This is a genomic window from Rhizobium sp. SRI_017 (assembly GCF_057586295.1).
The window spans coordinates 1-624 of sequence record NZ_JBYCZP010000091.1; the positions used below are offsets into that span (position 1 = coordinate 1).

Sequence of the window (624 nt, forward strand, 5' to 3'; positions counted from 1 at the left end):
GAGGTTTTCGGGATCGAACGGCTTGGTGAGCCAACCGGTGGCACCGGCCGCCTTGGCCTGCTGGCGCAGCTCGCCGTCGGACTCCGTGGTCAGGAAGATGACCGGAACGCCCATATGCGCCGGGATCTTGCGCAGCTCCCGGATCATCGTCAGGCCGTCCATGTTCGGCATGTTGAGATCGGTGATGACGAGGTCGAACTGGCCTTCATTCAGCTTGCCGATGCCGTCCATGCCATCGACGGCCTCGGTCACCTGATAGCCGGCGCCGGTCAGGGTCACGCGCGTCGTGAGCCGGATGCTCGCGGAATCGTCGACGGTCAGAATCTTAGCAGTCATTGTGCATTCTCCGAGTGAAGCCAGAATTTTAGATCGTCGAGCGAGGCGCCCTCGATGAAGCCGGCGCGTCGCAGCACATCGCGCAGCTTCGGGCTTGCCGGCTCGGCGAGCGCGAGTTCGCCGCCAACGTTGCGCTGTCGGATACGGGCTGCCGCCACGAGCTGGACGAAGCTCAGATCGACGGGAGCGTCGGGATTGAGCTCGAGGCTGACGCTGCGCTCAACCAGCAAGCGCTCGGCAAGCATGGCCTTGATCACTGCTGCGTTCCGAATGGTAAGATCGGTATCG

The 624-nt window shown here is 63.3% G+C and carries 2 protein-coding genes; both read right to left on the bottom strand.

Features of this window, described 5'->3' with window-relative positions; translation table 11 throughout:
* The coding region (locus tag AC2YI2_RS35155; RefSeq protein ID WP_487391142.1) for a response regulator at window positions 1–336 on the bottom strand (336 nt) is incomplete at its 3' end.
* The coding region (locus AC2YI2_RS35160; RefSeq protein ID WP_487391143.1) for an STAS domain-containing protein at window positions 333–624 on the bottom strand (292 nt) is incomplete at its 5' end. The genes AC2YI2_RS35155 and AC2YI2_RS35160, both read right to left, overlap by 4 nt.